9 protein-coding genes, 2 tRNA genes and 2 rRNA genes are annotated in these 16,850 nt (G+C 40.9%); 4 read left to right on the top strand and 9 right to left on the bottom strand.

Annotation, left to right across the window (positions count from 1 at the left end; translation table 11 throughout):
* Positions 1 to 25 precede the first annotated feature (25 nt).
* The 9 genes from ASF92_RS04640 to ASF92_RS04595 all read right to left on the bottom strand — a co-directional run bounded on the left by ASF92_RS04640 (position 26) and on the right by ASF92_RS04595 (position 14,348).
* Positions 26 to 1,459, bottom strand: coding sequence for a RagB/SusD family nutrient uptake outer membrane protein (locus ASF92_RS04640; RefSeq protein ID WP_056088435.1), 1,434 nt, complete (start codon positions 1,457 to 1,459; stop codon positions 26 to 28).
* A gap of 18 nt (positions 1,460 to 1,477) precedes the next feature.
* Positions 1,478 to 4,585: a TonB-dependent receptor gene (locus ASF92_RS04635; protein WP_082489444.1), complete on the bottom strand. Its 3,108-nt coding sequence runs from the start codon at positions 4,583 to 4,585 to the stop codon at positions 1,478 to 1,480.
* 986 nt (positions 4,586 to 5,571) lie between these two features.
* Positions 5,572 to 8,448, bottom strand: a 23S ribosomal RNA gene (locus tag ASF92_RS04630).
* A 451-nt stretch (positions 8,449 to 8,899) separates the two neighbouring features.
* A tRNA-Ala gene (locus ASF92_RS04625) sits at positions 8,900 to 8,976 on the bottom strand.
* 13 nt (positions 8,977 to 8,989) lie between these two features.
* A tRNA-Ile gene (locus ASF92_RS04620) sits at positions 8,990 to 9,064 on the bottom strand.
* A gap of 265 nt (positions 9,065 to 9,329) precedes the next feature.
* Positions 9,330 to 10,851, bottom strand: a 16S ribosomal RNA gene (locus ASF92_RS04615).
* The 16S and 23S rRNA genes sit together here with 2 tRNA genes alongside, the layout of an rRNA operon.
* 1,094 nt (positions 10,852 to 11,945) lie before the next feature.
* Positions 11,946 to 12,305 carry a CoA-binding protein gene (locus ASF92_RS04605; RefSeq protein ID WP_056088424.1) on the bottom strand — a complete coding sequence of 120 codons (360 nt, stop codon included), beginning with the start codon at positions 12,303 to 12,305 and terminating at the stop codon, positions 11,946 to 11,948.
* 3 nt (positions 12,306 to 12,308) lie between these two features.
* On the bottom strand, positions 12,309 to 12,773 hold the full coding sequence (locus ASF92_RS04600; protein WP_056088422.1) for a DinB family protein: 465 nt from the start codon (positions 12,771 to 12,773) through the stop codon (positions 12,309 to 12,311).
* Between the two features lie 33 nt (positions 12,774 to 12,806).
* Positions 12,807 to 14,348 (bottom strand): NAD(P)/FAD-dependent oxidoreductase, encoded by a 1,542-nt coding sequence (locus ASF92_RS04595; RefSeq protein ID WP_056088419.1) that lies wholly within the window; start codon positions 14,346 to 14,348, stop codon positions 12,807 to 12,809.
* Between the two features lie 104 nt (positions 14,349 to 14,452).
* On the opposite strand from ASF92_RS04595, the gene ASF92_RS04590 reads away from it, so the two are divergent.
* The 4 genes from ASF92_RS04590 to ASF92_RS04575 all read left to right on the top strand — a co-directional run bounded on the left by ASF92_RS04590 (position 14,453) and on the right by ASF92_RS04575 (position 16,842).
* Complete coding sequence (locus ASF92_RS04590; RefSeq protein ID WP_056088417.1) at positions 14,453 to 15,034, top strand: LemA family protein; 582 nt, start codon at positions 14,453 to 14,455, stop codon at positions 15,032 to 15,034.
* Between the two features lie 85 nt (positions 15,035 to 15,119).
* The gene (locus ASF92_RS04585) at positions 15,120 to 15,563 is read left to right on the top strand and encodes a TPM domain-containing protein (protein WP_056088415.1); all 444 of its coding nucleotides are present in this window, start codon (positions 15,120 to 15,122) and stop codon (positions 15,561 to 15,563) included.
* Between the two features lie 4 nt (positions 15,564 to 15,567).
* Positions 15,568 to 16,347, top strand: coding sequence for a YgcG family protein (locus ASF92_RS04580; RefSeq protein ID WP_056089187.1), 780 nt, complete (start codon positions 15,568 to 15,570; stop codon positions 16,345 to 16,347).
* A gap of 108 nt (positions 16,348 to 16,455) precedes the next feature.
* Positions 16,456 to 16,842, top strand: coding sequence for a hypothetical protein (locus ASF92_RS04575; protein ID WP_056088412.1), 387 nt, complete (start codon positions 16,456 to 16,458; stop codon positions 16,840 to 16,842).
* Positions 16,843 to 16,850 lie beyond the last annotated feature (8 nt).

Below are 16,850 nucleotides of genomic sequence, written 5' to 3'. Positions count from 1 at the left end.
CTTTCTAAATTTAAAAAAAAAGAAATTAATTACTATATCCAGGATTTTGCTGTCCTTTTAAAACCGGATTTGCATTTAACTCATTTTGTGGTAGAGGCAATACCAATTTATTATCACCTGGCTGAAAGTTCACAATTGCCCAATGTCCGTTGCCTGCTGTTCTAACTACAGGAGTTTTGGTTCTAAGCAAATCGAAAAACTTAAATCCCTCTCCATATAACTCTTTTCCACGTTCAATCATAATTTCATTAATTAGTGCCTGACCAGTATTTGAAGAAACTACAGTTGCTACACCAGCTCTTTGCTGAATTGCTAATAAAGCAGTTTTAGCAGCCGCCTCATTGGCAGCTCCTTGTCTTGCCTCTGCTTCTGCTTCAATTAAATACATTTCTGATGATCTGATAATCACTTGATTTTGCGCAGGCGTAGTGGAGAAATCAAATTTATTAATTAAAAATCCTTCCTGACCTCTTCTTGCTCCAATGACACCGTTTACTTTAAATTGCTGTAAACGAATATCGTTTGTTGCAAAAGAATTGAAAAAATTGTCTGCTGCTCTGAAACTCGAATAGCCAATATCAAAAGGGTCATAGAATGAGTTTACCGTTAAGAAACCGGAGTTATCGTCTGTTCTTGAATTTAAAGCATAAATCCATTCTGTTGATGGATTGATATAACCCGTTAATAAAGATGCGCCGGTTCCGAGTGGTTTGCCCACGCGAGCCAATTTTGCATATTTACTTGCATTGGGATAATCGCCCATTGTAAGGTAAACCCTGGCCAGGAAGCCTTGAATTGCACCTTTAGTCATCCGATAGATACTTGTTTTTGCCGCAGGAATATTTGCTTCTGCATATAAAAAGTCGGATAATATCTGTGCATAAACATCTTTAACTTTTGCTCTTCCTGATAAAACATCATTAGGACCAAGTGGTGCCAAAACCAATGGAACGCCCAATGCTTCCGGATCTAATGTGTATGGCTTACCATACCATTGTACAAGCCAAAAGTACGCTTCAGCCCTTAACGCCCGGGTTTCTGCCAGATAAGCACTTTTCTGAGCATCACTAAGAGGAGATGTAGGAATATTTTGTTCAAATTGATTTGCATTAGCAATTACCCTATAATTTGATGTCCAATAATCCAATGGTTCAGAAGAACTTGTGTTTTCAATAAACTGATAACCATTTATAAACCTGCTGTAATTTCCTGCTCCACTTACAATTAACACATCACCTCCTTTAACATCATTATTTAAAATCATGTTGTATTTAACAGAACCAGTAGAGAGATCATAAACTCCGGTAAGTGCTGCGGCAATTTTTTCAGGTGAAGAAAATGCTTCAGCCGAGTTAATAGATGTTGTTGGTGTTACCTCTAAAAAGTCTTTTTTACATGCACCGAAACTTGAAAGAAGAAAGAGAGCACCGTAAATTCCTATTTTATTAATCTTTTTCATAATATCTTATCTATATAATTAAAACCCAGCTGTTAAACCAATTGAAAAGGTTTTGATGTTAGGAATATCATTATTACTGGTTCCATCAATTGTTGATTCTGGGTCGTATCCTTTATGTTTAGCCAATGTAAACGGGTTTTCAGCCATTACAAATAAGCGGGCAGTAGATAATTTCACTTTGCTAGCCCAACTTTTTTTCAAAGTATAGCCAAGCGAAATATTCTTAACCCTCATGTAAGAGCCATCGAATAAGAATCTGCTTGATGTACTGTTCGATAAATCGGTGTTTGATGTCGGTAAAAATCTAGGAATAGTGGAAGTAGTGTTTGTAGCTGACCATGCATTCAACACATCTCTTGACATTTGCTGTCCGGGAGTAATACCATTATGCATTAATGCTGCATATAGGGCATCGTAAACCTTGCCTCCTAAAGAAAAATAAGTATACACACTTAAATCAAAATCTTTATAATTTAAGGTATTATTGAAACCACCATAGTATTTTGGAAGTGCTGAACCTAATCCAGAATATTGCTTTGCTTCTGTATAAACTTTGGTCGTAACTTTATTTCCCGACGCATCATCTTTATACCACATCGCTCTGCCATCTGTCTGATCGATTCCAGCATATTCTCTCAAATACCATTGATAACGGTCTGCTCCAATCTTTATCAGCTTAGTGCCATCAACAACTTCATCCTGTGTTGAAGCGATAATTTTATTTTTAATTTTAGTGATGTTAAAAGCAATATTCCAGTTAAAATCTGTTGTTCTAATTGGCGATGCATTGATAGCAAGCTCAATACCAGTATTGTTCATCTCAGCCAAATTGGTTGTAATCGAAGTAAACCCTGTTGTTCTTGATAAAGGTTTAGCAAACAGCAAACCATCAGATTTCTTTTGAAAATATGATATCTCACCATTAATTCTACGATTTAGAACTGAAAACTCTAAACCAAATTCTGTTGTTTTTGATTTCTCCCAAGCCAATTCACTATTGGAAAGCTGACTATAAGCCATACCTGCAACGCCTTCATACGCATTAGCTAAAGAGTACAAACCCTGAGCAGCATAACGGCCGATATCGTTGTTACCAGTGACACCGTAACTCGCACGCAATTTCAAATCATCTAAAAAACGAACATCTTTCATAAAATTCTCTTGCTTGAGTCTCCATGCGCCACCAACTGACCAGAAGTTACCAAATTTATTATCTGGTCCAAAAGCCGAAAATCCATCTCTTCTGAAACTACCGGAAAGGAAATATTTGCCCTCATAATCATAATTCGCTCTAGAAAAATAAGATTCAAATCTGGCTTCAGTATAAGATGAAGATGCGGTACCGGGTGTAGAAGCAGAAACTAACTCCGTTTGTCCTGCAAATCCATAACCTGTAGCCATGGCGGTTATGCCATCAAATTTGTTACGGTAAGCTTCCTGACCTACTAATACATCAAAATTATGCTTTCCAACAGTTTTATTATACGTTAAGGTGTTAATGTAAGTTGTTGTAATATCTTCTTTAGCATAACGGTATCCTCTACCTTTAACCCCAACACCATTACCATGTAACAAATTATAAAATTGGCTTTCTCGAACTGCTGAGTAATCTAAACTCACCGTTGATTTTGCGGTAAATCCATTAAGAAATTTAACCTGAGCAAACGGCGTAGTTGTAATGCGGGTAATTTTGGTTAAATAAGTATCTAAGTCATTTAATCCTACAGGGTTAAAATCAGGAGAAACCGGATTAACATAGCTATAAATTGGATTACCGTTTGTATCCAAAACAGGGTTACCATTTGCATCTCTAACATATAAAGTGTAAATATTAGATACGATGTCACCGAATCTCACCGGGTTTGCACCGCCACCAGCACCGGCAGGCGTATTCTGTGTTGAACTTGCAAGGGTATTGTTTATACCAAATGAAAAGAATTTATTGACATCATTCGATAAATTAAACTTTCCTGAATACCTTTTATAATCAGACCCAATTATAATACCTTTCTGATCGAAATAACCACCAGAAACGAAATACTTTAACTTTTCGCTACCGCCACTCGCAGATACGTTAACATCCTTAGTTTGACCTCTTCTTAAAACTTCATCTCTCCAGTTCGTATCATACAATAAAGAAGCACCAGGAGCTAAACCACCTCCAGCTACGAATGGATTCAGCGTATTAAAAGGATTCACAGTTAGTCTGTTCCTTGTTAATGTATTTGCCGCAATTGCTGCAGCGTCAGGTGCTAATCCGGCGGCTATTCTTTGTGCATAATAGCTATCAAAATAAACTTTATAATATTCTTGTGCATTCAAAACTTCGTGCTTTTCAACGGCTTGATAAGAATAACCTCCAGTTACGCTAGCGGTAAATTTAGTTGCACCAGCTTTACCTTGTTTGGTTGTAATTAAAACTACACCGTTTGCCGCACGAGATCCGTAAATCGCAGATGCTGCGGCATCCTTCAGGATGGTTACGGACTCAATATCATTTGGATTTAATGAAGATAAAACATCAGCAGTTTGTGCTACAGACGTCAAGTCTAATCCGGAAGAGGTTACAGCGATACCATCAATTACATACAATGGATTGGAGCCTGCTGAAATGGAGCCTACACCACGAACCCTCACTGTTGTTGCTGCGCCTGGCTGACCTGAAACACTAGTAACCTGCACACCTGCTGCTGCCCCCTGTAGCGACTTTTGAAATGAAGTATTTGGTCGATTCGCTAAATTTTTTGAATCAACAACAGAAGCAGCTCCTGTGAAACTCTCCTTTTTCACGGTTCCGTAAGCAACAACTATAACCTCTTCCAAATCTTTGGTATCAGAAGATAGGGAAATACTATAATTAGAAGCGCCGGTTAACGCTTGTTTCTGAGTAATAAATCCTAATGCTGAAAATTCAATTGCTGTTGCTGCCGAGGGAACGTTTATAGAAAAACGACCTGAAGCATTTGTTGTAGTACCACCCTTAAGGTCTGTTAATTTTACACTTACACCAGGAATCGGGAGCCCGTCTTCTTTAGATGTAACTGTACCTGTTACTGTCCGATCTTGCGCCATCACAGAAATTGCGATAAACATCAACACGAACAAACTTTGTAGAAGTTTTTTCATGAAATTTAAATTAGTTTAGTTTGATTTAGTTATTTGACATTGCAATCTATACTATATCCTCTATAAAAACAAGCTGGCAATCAAAAAAAGAATAAAACAGACGATAAGAACGTACAAAAACCACCAAAATCGTCAATAGTAATTAAAAAAAAGTAAAATATTCATAAATTACAACGCTTTAATAAAATTATTAATTATCTAAAGCTAAATAATTATATATTTTTATAATTAGTTAATCTGTTCAAAAATATGGCGCCTATTTTTCAGTAGATATCAAATAAATAAAAAAGTCATTCTCGCGAAAATCGTACCTGACTTTTAACGGCGTATAAGGCGTTTGTTAGTTAATTTTCTTAAAAAAAACCAAAAATAACCTTATCCTGGCTCAATTCGATTTTTATTAAATTTTCAAAGTATTGAGGGTTTGCCTGAGCTAATCAGAAAACGAACGTAAGCATTCCATAGCTTTTTCAGTCCCGTTTTATGCTGCAATCTTTTTGGGAAGATGTTATTCAGGAAGAAGGAAGTTTGTTCTATAGCCCGAAAAGGATTTCCGCTGCCACCGGGTTTAGCTATTAAGGTTTTGTGGTTTTTTCAGCAGAGCTGTTACCAGCGAATCGCATATCGTTCGTTGTTCGCTTTTTGTTTTGCGCTTTGGTCTTTGGACGGTGTTCTTTAGTCTTTCTGCTTTAGTCTTTGAGCTTAGTTTATTAAACCAAAAAACCCCTGCAGTTGTTACTGCAAGGGCTTGAGGTTAAACGCCTGTTAGAGGCTTTTAAGATTTGGCACCGACCTACTCTCCTCTCTGTTCGGAATGGGAAGAGGTGGACACCACCGATATAGGCACCTAAATRTTTTTAAATAGTATATAGTATTTAGTCAATAGTATTTAGATATCTTATCTATATACTAAGTACTCAGTACTAACTACTAAATGACATATTATTGAAAGAAGTTAGTTTGAAGAACAAACAACAGTCTGTTTGCTTTGAAAGCTTCGGATGATTAGTATTACTCGACTGTGCTGTCACCAGCTTTACATCTGTAACCTATCAACGTAGTCATCTTCTACGGTCCTATATGGAATTCTCATCTCGTGGCTAGTTTCGCACTTAGATGCTTTCAGCGCTTATCTATTCCCAGCGTAGCTACTCTGCAATGCCCCTGGCGGAACAACAGATTCACTAGAGGCTAGTCCAACCCGGTCCTCTCGTACTAAGGTCAGCCCCACTCAAAATTCCTACGCCCACAACAGATAGGGACCGAACTGTCTCGCGACGTTCTGAACCCAGCTCGCGTGCCACTTTAATCGGCGAACAGCCGAACCCTTGGGACCTTCTCCAGCCCCAGGATGTGACGAGCCGACATCGAGGTGCCAAACCTCCCCGTCGATATGAGCTCTTGGGGGAGATCAGCCTGTTATCCCCAGCGTACCTTTTATCCTTTGAGCGATGGCCCTTCCATGCAGAACCACCGGATCACTATATCCGTCTTTCGACCCTGATCGACTTGTCTGTCTCACAGTCAAGCAAGCTTATGCTATTGCACTCCTCATACGGTTACCAAGCGTATTGAGCTTACCTTTGAAAGCCTCCGTTACCTTTTTGGAGGCGACCACCCCAGTCAAACTACCCATCAAACAATGTCTCCCTCTTTGAAGGATTAGACACCGAATACAGAAAGGGTGGTATTTCAACGTTGGCTCCACGACGCCTAGCGACGCCGCTTCAAAGCCTCCCACCTATCCTACACATCCTGTATCCAATGTCAATGTTAAATTGTAGTGAAGGTGCATGGGGTCTTTCCGTCCCGTTGCGGGTACCCGGCGTCTTCACCGGGACCACAATTTCACCGAGCTCATGGCTGAGACAGCGCCCAGATCGTTACACCATTCGTGCAGGTCGGAACTTACCCGACAAGGAATTTCGCTACCTTAGGACCGTTATAGTTACGGCCGCCGTTTACTGGGGCTTCGATTCAATGCTTCTCCTTGCGGATGACATCCCCTCTTAACCTTCCAGCACCGGGCAGGTGTCAGGCCTTATACTTCATCTTTCGATTTTGCAAAGCCATGTGTTTTTGTTAAACAGTCGCCTGGGCCTTTTCACTGCGGCTGACATTGCTGCCAGCGCCCCTTCTCCCGAAGTTACAGGGCCATTTTGCCGAGTTCCTTAGCCATGATTCACTCGAGCACCTTAGAATCCTCTTCCCGGATACCTGTGTCGGTTTGCGGTACGGGTTTTTATAACCTGAAGCTTAGCGGTTTTTCTTGGAAGTCTGTTTACCTGCTCTATCCACTCAGCCGAAGCCTCGCGGTACTATTAGTTTTCAGCTAGGTCGGCGGATTTGCCTACCGTCCTAATACCTACAACCTTTAACGAACTATTCCGTCAGTTCGCGGCAGTGTCACTACTCCGTCCCCACATCGCAGTTATAAAAAGTACTGGAATATTAACCAGTTGTCCATCGAATTTCCCCTTCGGGTTCTCCTTAGGTCCCGACTAACCCTGATCCGATTAGCGTTGATCAGGAAACCTTATCCTTTCGGTGGCGGTGTTTCTCGCACCGCTTATCGTTACTTATGCCTACATTTGCTTTTCTATACGCTCCAGCACCCATTACCAGATACCTTCGCCGCATATAGAATGCTCCCCTACCGATATATTTCAATCCCATAGCTTCGGTGATACACTTAATGCCCGTTTATTATCCATGCCCGATCGCTCGACTAGTGAGCTGTTACGCACTCTTTAAATGAATGGCTGCTTCCAAGCCAACATCCTAGCTGTCTGTGCAATCGGACCTCGTTAGTTCAACTTAGCGTACACTTGGGGACCTTAGCTGATGGTCTGGGTTCTTTCCCTCTCGGCGCGTGACCTTAGCACCCCGCGCCTCACTGCAGACCATATTTAATAGCATTCGGAGTTTGTCTGGATTTGGTAGGATTTGACTCCCCCGCACCCAATCAGTAGCTCTACCTCTATTAAACTTAATGTCCACGCTGTTCCTAAAAACATTTCGGGGAGTACGAGCTATTTCCCAGTTTGATTAGCCTTTCACCCCTACCCACAGATCATCCGGAAACTTTTCAACGTTTATCGGTTCGGTCCTCCAGTACGTGTTACCGCACCTTCAACCTGTCCATGGGTAGATCACAAGGTTTCGCGTCTACCTCCTCTGACTATACGCCCTATTCAGACTCGCTTTCGCTTCGGATCCGTGTCTTAAACACTTAACCTTGCCAGAGAAGAGTAACTCGTAGGCTCATTATGCAAAAGGCACGCCGTCACATAACTTGTATGCTCCGACCGCTTGTAAGTACACGGTTTCAGGTTCTATTTCACTCCCCTGTTCGGGGTTCTTTTCACCTTTCCCTCACGGTACTGGTTCACTATCGGTCTCTCAGGAGTATTTAGCCTTACCGGATGGTGCCGGCAGATTCCCACAAGGCGTCTCCGACCTCGCGGTACTCAGGATACTACTAGGCTAGTATTCTATACGTGTACCGGGCTATCACCGTGTATCGCTGGGCTTCCCATCCCATTCCACTTCTGTTTACTAATACCACATCGTAGTCCTACAACCCCCACTTTGCCGTAACAAAGTAGGTTTGGGCTCTTTCCCGTTCGCTCGCCACTACTTAGGAAATCATTATTATTTTCTCTTCCTCTGCTTACTTAGATGTTTCAGTTCGGCAGGTTTGCTCATTATATGTGACTGGTCTTCAACCAGCCGGGTTGCCCCATTCGGAAATCTTCGGATTAATTCCTATTTGCAAATACCCGAAGCTTATCGCAGCTTATCACGTCCTTCATCGCCTCTGAGAGCCAAGGCATCCCCCGTGTACTCTTTATTACTTTCTTCTACTCATATGCCTTTTGCGCCATATGGTATGCTTTTTTTGCTCTTGTTATGATGTCTCATACCTTACTTCGTATTGCTACTCCGCTTGGTGAGCACAAACACAACAGTCGCCTATTGTTGTTTGCTCTTCTTTTTTAACTTCTTCCAATATGTCAAAGAACTTTACTAAGATTAGGTAAAGGGTATAAAGGTTTAGGGTTTCATGTGCCCCAACCTAAGCCTTTAGCTTAGTCTTGTTAGTAAAAAACTGCGGTCTCGAACCGTTTCATCTAGTAATCAGTACTTAGTATATCGTACGCAGACTTAGATGTGCCCCATGGCGTTTCTTTCTTTCTTAAATTATGTCAATGTGGACTACCTATCCCGGTAATGCCTGTTTTGTTGTGGTCTGTATATCGACGTAAGGGTTTGTTTACCTTATGCCTTCTACCTTTTAACCCTCAACCTTAATGGTGGAGAATAACGGAGTCGAACCGTTGACCTCCTGCGTGCAAGGCAGGCGCTCTAGCCAGCTGAGCTAATCCCCCAGGATTATTAAAGTAGTCCCGTCCAGATTTGAACTGGAGACCCCTACATTATCAGTGTAGTGCTCTAACCAGGCTGAGCTACGGGACTGTACTTAGGTCGCTCTATAGTTGCGGGTTAGTATATTACCGCTACCGCTTCCTTTGCTACCTAGCTTCAGTGCCGATGCCCTTTTTGGTCATTAGGACAACCGTCATTTCTTCTGGGTGTTTCTTCTTTTAAGTATAAAGTAGTTAGTAAATAGTATTTAGACTGATGAATTTTATCCTGTCTAACTACTATATACTTAATACTAAGTACTTCTATTTTTTTTTAGAGTATCATGTTGCGCAGCGAGTAGTCAACTCTGCTCCAGAAAGGAGGTATTCCAGCCGCACCTTCCGGTACGGCTACCTTGTTACGACTTAGCCCCAGTTATCGGTTTTACCCTAGGACGCTCCTTACGGTTACATACTTTAGGTACCCCCAACTTCCATGGCTTGACGGGCGGTGTGTACAAGGCCCGGGAACGTATTCACCGCGTCATTGCTGATACGCGATTACTAGCGAATCCAACTTCATGGGGTCGAGTTGCAGACCCCAATCCGAACTGTGAATGGCTTTGTGAGATTCGCATCATATTGCTATGTAGCTGCCCTCTGTACCATCCATTGTAGCACGTGTGTAGCCCCGGACGTAAGGGCCATGATGACTTGACGTCGTCCCCTCCTTCCTCTCTGTTTGCACAGGCAGTCTGTTTAGAGTCCCCATCATTACATGCTGGCAACTAAACATAGGGGTTGCGCTCGTTGCGGGACTTAACCCAACACCTCACGGCACGAGCTGACGACAGCCATGCAGCACCTAGTTTCGTGTCCTTGCGGACGAATTCATCTCTGAAATCTTCACTAACTTTCAAGCCCGGGTAAGGTTCCTCGCGTATCATCGAATTAAACCACATGCTCCTCCGCTTGTGCGGGCCCCCGTCAATTCCTTTGAGTTTCACTCTTGCGAGCGTACTCCCCAGGTGGAATACTTAACGCTTTCGCTTAGCCGCTAACTGTATATCGCTAACAGCGAGTATTCATCGTTTAGGGCGTGGACTACCAGGGTATCTAATCCTGTTTGATCCCCACGCTTTCGTGCCTCAGCGTCAATAAAACCATAGTAAGCTGCCTTCGCAATCGGTGTTCTGAGACATATCTATGCATTTCACCGCTACTTGTCTCATTCCGCCTACCTCTAGTTCATTCAAGCCCATCAGTATCAAAGGCACTGCGATAGTTGAGCTACCGTCTTTCACCTCTGACTTAATAGGCCGCCTACGCACCCTTTAAACCCAATAAATCCGGATAACGCTTGGATCCTCCGTATTACCGCGGCTGCTGGCACGGAGTTAGCCGATCCTTATTCTTCCAGTACATTCAGCTTCCTACACGTAGAAAGGTTTATTCCCGGATAAAAGCAGTTTACGACCCATAGGGCTGTCTTCCTGCACGCGGCATGGCTGGTTCAGAGTTGCCTCCATTGACCAATATTCCTTACTGCTGCCTCCCGTAGGAGTCTGGTCCGTGTCTCAGTACCAGTGTGGGGGGTCATCCTCTCAGATCCCCTAGTCATCGTCGCCTTGGTGGGCCGTTACCCCGCCAACTAGCTAATGACACGCATGCCCATCTTAATCCTATAAATATTTGAACATTGAGTAATGCTACTCTGTGTTTTTATGCGGTGTTAATCCGAATTTCTTCGGGCTATCCCCCTGATTAAGGTAGGTTGCATACGCGTTACGCACCCGTGCGCCACTTTTCCAAGAAGCAAGCCTCTTGGTATCGTTCGACTTGCATGTATTAGGCCTGCCGCTAGCGTTCATCCTGAGCCAGGATCAAACTCTCCATTGTAAAATGTTATTTGATTCTGACCAGTTTTAACTATTGTTAAAAATAGTCTTCTTTTTTAATTATGTCTGTCAGACATTGACTTTAAAATCAAGCTCCGGTATTCTGTACTTGAATCCGTACTTTATTACCTCGCTTGCGCTACATTGACATCTCTTTTAAGAACTTATCGGCACKWACCTCACGGTGGCCATTGTATATATCTTCGGATTTCAGTTTTTGCCGGTCTTATTYGTCCAGCATATGTTTCATCCGTTTCAATCTTTTTTYATCCTTCCCGACATCCGCCGTTCAGGTTTTGTTTTCCCTTCGTTTCCGTTGGGAGTGCAAAGGTAAGAATCTTTTTTGAACCTCCAAATAAAATAATTTATTTTTTNGACATCCGCCGTTCAGGTTTTGTTTTCCCTTCGTTTCCGTTGGGAGTGCAAAGGTAAGAATCTTTTTTGAACCTCCAAATAAAATAATTTATTTTTTTTAGCCCCTCTCTAATTCTTAAACCCAGCTTTTCAATTCTTTCCGCTCCTTCCGAACCGGGTTGCAAAGGTAATAAAACTTTCAATCTYCGCAAGAATTATTTTAAAATAATTCTAATCCCTTTCTCTCCACTTTTCAACCTTTTCCCTTCCTCCGAAGCGGGTTGCAAAAGTAGAAAAAAATCCTCAACACACAAACCCAGACAGCAAAAGATTTTCATATCCAACGCAACTNTTCAACCTTTTCCCTTCCTCCGAAGCGGGTTGCAAAAGTAGAAAAAAATCCTCAACACACAAACCCAGACAGCAAAAGATTTTCATATCCAACGCAACTCACTAATTATCAATAAGAAAAAATTAAACTGATTACAGAACTTTTCAGAACCTTAAATGTAACGGAGAGATTCAGCTTGTTAAAAAATCGTTATGAACTTATTCCAGACGCTTAATAGTATATATATGTATAAACTATAGATTAGGACTGAACCCAGGTTTTGAAAATCTGCCTGGACCATCTAAACCCGACCCAAATGGAAAACCCGCAAGGCGAAGCATGAGCCGAGGATTTGAAATGGAGGGCGGGACTAAAATCTGATAGTAGCACAAGCCCTGCTTTTCTGAAAACTAATATTGCCCAGTACTCAATAAAACTAAAGTACAGGCCTCAACAGGTTCGATCCCATGTGCATCGAGCAATTTTTCAAGCTCGTAATTTTCGGTGCCTGGATTAAAAATAACCCGTTTTGGTTTTGTATCTAAAATATAATCGTGGTACTGCGTTTGTAAAGCCGGGCCTATATATAGGGTTATGGTATCGATATCACTATGAATTTCACCTGGTTTTTCTATTTCCACACCAGCAACTTCGCCACGCTTAATTCCAACATTAACGATTTCATGATTGAAGCGTGTCAACATGTGCGCTGCTTTATATGCATATCGAGATGGATCTGGCGATGCACCAATAATGAGTGTCTTTTTCATAAATTAAAATTTTGATAATATTGCGATTTGACCAGAATGGTAAGCATGGTGCTGAATTAGGCCATTTAACAACTCCGCATTTGTGACACCTGTGCCTAAATCATTTCGCTCATCTTTTGTTGCATCATTCCATTGATTAGGCTTTATGTTTTCACAAAGACGAATCAACTCTTCATTGGCAATTTTAAAGTTAAAGATAATTTTCTCCCAAGCCTGCGGTGATTTTTCTGAAACAGCAGGCCAGTCTCCCATTTCAGGCTCGACTGCAAGATTGCCACTTAATCTCGAAGATACTTCTTCTGTCCAGCTTGTTAAATGCAAAGCAATTTCAGCTATAGAATGCGCATTTTGACTAAAATGCTTAAACGCATTTTCAGGCTGCACATTATTTAACGTTTGCATAACATGATTACCATGCCAGGCATCTCCATTAAAAGCTTTCCTGATCTCGTTTACAATATCTAACATACTAAAACAACAATCACATTAATATTATGTTTTCTACATTGCTGAAAGGATTGCATTGGCACAATTAATTCCATCAATTGCTGCAGAGACGATTCCGCCGGCATAACCCGCACCTTCTGCGCATGGGTATAAGCCTTTAACCTGGGGGTGCTGAAAAGTTTCTTTATCGCGGGGAATTCGAACGGGCGACGATGTCCTGCTTTCTACGCCGACCAGAATTGCTTCGTTTGTGTAGTAACCTCTTATTTTATTTCCGAACAAAGGCAAAGCAGCCCTTAAACTATCAGACACGAAATCAGGCAGAAGATTATCAAGCATTACACTTTTTGTTCCGGGCAAATAGGAGTTTTTCGGCAAATCGATAGATAATTTATTGTTAACAAAATCTACCATACGTTGCGCAGGAGCAACCAAATTACCTCCGCCAGCTTCAAAAGCAAGTTTTTCAATTTCTGATTGAAAATTCAGCATACGCAAAGGATCGTAACCCTGAACATCATTTAATGTTACCTGTACTACGGTGCCTGAATTTGCAAATGGATTATTTCTTTTTGACGGAGACCAACCGTTTACGACGATTTCGTTTTCGCCTGTTGCACAGGGTGCAATAATACCTCCCGGGCACATACAAAAAGAGAATACACCGCGGCTGCCAATCTGTTCTACTAAACTATAATAAGCTGGAGGCAAGAATTCAGAACGAATATCGCAATGGTATTGTGCCGAATCTATGATCTCTTGTGGATGTTCGATACGAACCCCCAGAGCAAAAGGCTTGGCTTCTATAAGAATGTTCTTACTATTCAATAATTCGTAAACATCTCTTGCAGAATGTCCGGTAGCAAGAATGATGTTATCGGCAAAAAGTTTATCTTCAAAGTTAACTTCGATCCCTTTTATTTTACCGAATTCAATTATAATATCGGTCATTTGGCTATCAAACATCACTTCGCCGCCAGCATTTAATATAGTGTCTTTTATGGAGGTTATAATATGTGGCAACTTATTGGTACCGATATGCGGCCGGGCATCAATAGCAATATCTGGTTCAGCTCCATGATTTACAAAAACCTGTAAAACCTTATTTATATCACCACGTTTATTTGAACGTGTATATAATTTTCCGTCGGAATATGTTCCTGCCCCACCCTCGCCGTAACAATAATTTGATTCGATATTTACGACCCCTTGTTTATTAATTGCCGCTAAATCCCGCCTGCGCTGCTTAACATCTTTTCCCCGTTCTATAATAATTGGCTTTAAACCATTTTCTATACATTGTAATGCTGCAAATAATCCAGCCGGACCTGCACCAATAATTAGTACAGGTTTGGCATCGCTGACATTTTGATAGTTTATCTCTTGAATCTGATGCATTTGTTCTTCATCGATAAAAACTTTAATCTGCAGCCGGAAAACAACTTTTCGTGACCGTGCATCAATTGAACGTTTTAATATTTCAAAGCCCTTAATTCTATCTTCAGACAGGTTTAATGAATCGGCTAATTTTTTTGTGATGGTATCATTTTGCTCAACCTGGTGCGGGAGCAGCGTAATTTCGATATCTTTTTGCATACAACTTGTCAGGTTTTTATCCTGAATTGTAACAAAGGTACAGATTTTGATATCTAATTAGTAAATTGAAAATAAATCAATTTGACTTAAAACAAAACCATAAAATGAAAAGATTAGTATTTGGAATCTTAGCTGCTGTGATTGCAGTTAGCACTTTAAGTTCATGCGGATACAATAGCATGGTTAAACTTGACGAAAACGTAAAATCGAAATGGGGAACGGTTCAAACCCAATATCAAAGAAGAGCAGATTTAATTCCGAATTTGGTAAGTACTGTAAAAGGTGCTGCAAAATTTGAGCAGGGAACTTTGACTGCTGTTGTTGAAGCGCGAGCTAAAGCAACGCAAATGACTGTCAAAGCAGATGAATTAACGCCAGAAAATATACAAAAATATCAGGCTGCTCAAGGCCAGCTAAGCCAGGCTTTAGGAAAATTATTGTCGATTACCGAGGCTTATCCGGAACTAAGAGCGACTCAACAGTTCAGTGATTTATCTGCTCAGTTAGAGAGTACAGAAAACAGAATTACAGTTGCCCGTAAAGATTTTAACGATGCTGTTCAGGAATACAATGGAAAAATCAGATCATTCCCGACAAATTTAACTGCAGGGATGTTCGGGTTTAAACCTAAAGGTTATTTTGAAGCTGATGCAGCTGCGAAAAACGCACCTAAAGTAGAGTTTTAATATTCTAATAATAACATTTGAGGGTAATGGGTGTTTATTCAGTTGAACATTTATTGCCCTTTTTAATTCATTTTAAAACAAAGACATGTCGTTATTTTCAGATATTGAACAAGACAAAATTGCAAAGGCAATTGCCGACGCAGAGAAAGCAACTTCAGGTGAAATCAGAATCGCAATTGATAAACACTGTGAGGGTGATGCCTTCGGAAGAGCAATTGAGTATTTCTCCGAACTTGGTATGGACAAAACAGCTCAACGTAATGGTGTATTAATTTACCTGGCACATGCCGATCATAAATTTGCCATTATTGGAGATAGTGGTATTAACAGCGTAGTGCCGGAAAACTTTTGGGAAACAACTAAAGTTGCAATGAATGCACATTTTGCTAAAGGAAATTTAGCTGACGGCATTATTGCCGGCGTGGCATTGGCAGGTGAAAAATTGGCGCTATTTTTCCCTTACCAATCGGGCGATATAAATGAACTGCCAAATGATATTGTCTACATGGGTAATAAAGAAAACAAATAAGACGATGAAAAAACTAATTCTTTTATCGTTTTTCAGTTTAGTATGTGCTTTTGCTTTCTCACAGGATTTCCCTGCGAAACCAACAACATTAGTTAACGATTATTCAAATGTTTTATCCGCAAGTCAGAAACAGGCCTTAGAACAAAAGCTTGTTTCCTTCGATGATTCTTCATCCACACAAATTGCGATTGCTATTGTAAAATCTGTAGGCGATTATGACATCAATGAATATGCTGTTGAGTTGGGCAGAAAGTGGGGCGTAGGCCAAAGTGGCAAAAACAACGGAATCATGATTGTTGTAGCCGTTGGAGATAGAAAAATATCCATTCAAACGGGTTATGGTGTTGAAGGTGCTTTGCCAGATATTTATGCAAAACGAATTATAGATAATGATATCAAGCCCAATTTTAAAGCTGGTGATTATTATGCAGGTTTAGATGCTGGTACGACCTCAATTATAAAATATACCAGAGGAGAATACAAAAATGATAATCCAAAAGTATCAGCCAAAAAGAGCGGATCTGTTAGTGCAGTAATTGTTATCATTATTATAATTGTCGTAATAATAATTATGAGAAAAGGCGGTGGCGGTGGTAATGGTGAAATCATTGGCAGTCGAGGTGCTTCAAATGCACTCTTTTGGGCTATGCTGCTTGGCGGAAGCGGTCGCGGAGGTAGTGGCGGAAGCAGTTGGGGCGGCGGAGGTTCTTCTGGTGGCGGCGGTGGATTTGGCGGTTTCGGCGGAGGAAGCTTCGGTGGTGGTGGCTCCAGCGGAAGTTGGTAGCCCAAGATTAAAGGATTTTAGGATAATGCAGGATTTGGTTGTAATTGAATGATTAATTGCTAAGTGTTTATTGGAATATTCATACGCCCTCAACTTTATAATATTAAAATGTACAGAAGAGACTTAATAACTGCTGAAATTCAGAAACTTGCACAGGTTTTAGCCAGAATAATGGGCTTAAAGCTCGAAGGCAAATTAAAAGAGGCTGAACAGATTTTTAAGGAAACCATAAACAGCGGTTTCGCCTTACCACTTGAAATTCTCGAAGATGAAGACGCTTTAAAATTTGAAACCTGGCTAAATGCTAGTGATTTGCCTCCCGAAAAATTAGATTCTTTAAGTGAATTTCTCTATTACGAATTAGGCCTGAGTAATGATCGTAATAAAATGATTGCACCTAAACTTAATTTCATCTATCAAAGCCTAGCCGACAAGCATAAAATTGTTCACCTGGTAAATATGCATCGTCAAAATACCATTCAACAATATTTATAACAGATGCT

This window comes from Pedobacter sp. Leaf176 (assembly GCF_001424305.1).
Lineage (GTDB): Bacteria > Bacteroidota > Bacteroidia > Sphingobacteriales > Sphingobacteriaceae > Pedobacter.
This window is presented reverse-complemented; position numbering and strand designations above follow the sequence as displayed.

Coding starts and splice junctions, on each gene's coding strand:
- ASF92_RS04600 (WP_056088422.1), bottom strand. CDS start 12,773: ATGTTAGATATTGTAAACGAGATCAGGAAAGCTTTTAATGGAGATGCC.
- ASF92_RS04640 (WP_056088435.1), bottom strand. CDS start 1,459: ATGAAAAAGATTAATAAAATAGGAATTTACGGTGCTCTCTTTCTTCTT.
- ASF92_RS04605 (WP_056088424.1), bottom strand. CDS start 12,305: ATGAAAAAGACACTCATTATTGGTGCATCGCCAGATCCATCTCGATAT.
- ASF92_RS04595 (WP_056088419.1), bottom strand. CDS start 14,348: ATGCAAAAAGATATCGAAATTACGCTGCTCCCGCACCAGGTTGAGCAA.
- ASF92_RS04580 (WP_056089187.1), top strand. CDS start 15,568: ATGAAAAAACTAATTCTTTTATCGTTTTTCAGTTTAGTATGTGCTTTT.
- ASF92_RS04575 (WP_056088412.1), top strand. CDS start 16,456: ATGTACAGAAGAGACTTAATAACTGCTGAAATTCAGAAACTTGCACAG.
- ASF92_RS04585 (WP_056088415.1), top strand. CDS start 15,120: ATGTCGTTATTTTCAGATATTGAACAAGACAAAATTGCAAAGGCAATT.
- ASF92_RS04635 (WP_082489444.1), bottom strand. CDS start 4,585: ATGAAAAAACTTCTACAAAGTTTGTTCGTGTTGATGTTTATCGCAATT.
- ASF92_RS04590 (WP_056088417.1), top strand. CDS start 14,453: ATGAAAAGATTAGTATTTGGAATCTTAGCTGCTGTGATTGCAGTTAGC.